At 68.8% G+C, this 2,139-nt stretch carries 1 protein-coding gene; it reads left to right on the top strand.

Going from position 1 to position 2,139, the window contains the following annotated elements:
• Nucleotides 1–237: 237 nt before the first annotated feature.
• On the top strand, nucleotides 238–2,139 hold a 1,902-nt coding region (gene thrS / locus VFX99_RS07635), incomplete at its 3' end, for a threonine--tRNA ligase (RefSeq protein WP_329665700.1).

The following is a 2,139-nucleotide window of genomic DNA, read 5'->3' as shown; positions in this document are numbered from 1 at the left end:
TCCGCCAGTGCAACTCCGGCCGGCAGAGCCAGGGCCGTGCCGGCAAGCGCCAGCGCGGTCGTGGTCGTCGGTCTCATGATCACGTCCTTGGCGGCGCACGGTGGATCACGCGCGCCGTTTCGTTTTCAGTTCAGAGACAGTTGCGCACGCAACCGTCGTGGGTTCGAACCATAGCGATGCCCGCCGAACACCCGTTCGTAAACACCCGATTCGGGCGGCGGACTAGCATCCCCGCGCATGCAAGTCGTGCTTCCCGACGGAACCTCGAAGGAGCTCCCGGACGGCGCCAGTGGCGCGGATCTGGCGGAGTCCATCGGCGCCGGCCTCGCCCGCGCCGCCCTCGCCGTGAAGGTCGACGGCGAGGTGAGGGACCTCACACGACCGCTGCAAGACGGCGACCAGGTCGCGATCGTCACCAGCCGCGACCCCGAGTCGCTGGAGCTGATCCGCCACGACACCGCGCACGTGCTGGCGGCGGCGATCCTCGACCTCTACCCGGGCACCAAGATCTCGATCGGCCCGCCGATCGACGACGGCTTCTACTACGACTTCGAGTTCCCCGAGGGCGTCACGGTCTCCGACCACGACTTCGAGCGCATCGAGGCGAAGATGCGCGAGCACGTCAAGGCCGACGAGCAGTTCACGCGCGAGGACCTCACGACCGCGCAGGCGCGCGAGCGCTTCGAGGGCGAGCACCAGGACTACAAGGTCGAGCTGATCGACGACCTCGTCGCCAATACCGGCGTCGAGACCGTCTCGCTCTACACCAACGGCCCGTTCACCGACCTCTGCCGCGGCCCCCACGCCCCCTCGACCAAGCGCATCAAGGCCTTCAAGCTGCTGTCGGTCGCCGGCGCCTACTGGCGCGGGGACTCCGACCGCCAGATGCTCACGCGCATCTACGGCACGGCCTTCAACTCCAAGGACGACCTCCAGGAGCACCTGCGGCGGCTCGAGGAGGCGCGTGCGCGCGACCACCGAAAGCTCGGCAAGGAGCTGGACCTGTTCCTGTTCTCCGAGCTCAGCCCCGGCTCGCCCTTCTGGCAGCCGAACGGGATGGTCATCTGGAACGAGCTGACCTCCCTGTGGCGGCGCGAGAACGGCGCCCGCGGCTACCGCGAGGTCAAGACGCCGATCCTCTACGACACGGACCTCTTCAAGATGTCCGGCCACTGGGACGTGTACCGGGAGAACATGTACTTCACCGAGGTGGAGGGCCGCTCGATGGGCCTGAAGCCGATGAACTGCCCGGCGCACATCCAGCTCTTCAACGACGAGCGCCGCTCCTACCGCGACCTGCCGATCCGCTACTCCGAGCAGGGGCTCGTGCACCGCCACGAGCCGAGCGGCACCCTGCACGGCCTGCTGCGCGTCCGCCACATCACCCAGGACGACGCCCACATCTTCTGCACCGAGGAGCAGATCCCCGAAGAGGTCAACCGCTGCCTGGACTTCGGCTACGCGATCTACGACACGTTCGGCTTCGAGCCGCGGCTGGAGCTCTCCACCCGGCCGGCGAAGCGGATCGGCTCAGAGGAGATGTGGGACCGCGCTGAGGCCGCGCTGCAGAGCGCGCTCGACCAGCGCGGGGTTGAGTACGACCTCAACGAGGGCGACGGCGCCTTCTACGGCCCCAAGATCGATCTGCACATGACCGACACGATCGGCCGTTCGTGGCAGCTCGGCACCGTCCAGCTCGACTACAACATGCCCGAGCGCTTCGAGCTCGCCTACACGGGGGCCGACAACGCCGACCACCGGCCCGTGATGATCCACCGCGCGCTGATGGGCTCCTTCGAGCGCTTCATCGGCATCCTGATCGAGCACTACGCGGGCGAGTTCCCGCTCTGGCTGGCGCCCGTCCAGGCGCGCGTGCTACCGCTCGCCGACCGCCACGCCGACTATGCCCGCGAGGTCGCCGAGGCGCTGGCGGAGGCCGGCCTGCGCGCGGAGCTCGACGATCGCACGGAGTCGGTCGGGCGCAAGATCCGCGAGGCCGAGCTGCGCAAGGTCCCGTACATGCTCGTCGTGGGCGATCGCGAGGCCGAGTCGGGCAGCGTCGCGGTCCGCCGGCATCGCGCCGGAGACCGGGGCAGCGCGCCCGTCGCGGACGTCGTCGCGGAGCTCCACGAGAAATCC

Origin of the sequence: Microbacterium sp. (assembly GCF_036277215.1) — a bacterium.
Classification (GTDB): Bacteria; Actinomycetota; Actinomycetes; order Actinomycetales; family Microbacteriaceae; genus Microbacterium.
Note: the sequence above shows the minus strand (reverse complement) of the source record. Positions and strands in the feature narration are given on the sequence as shown.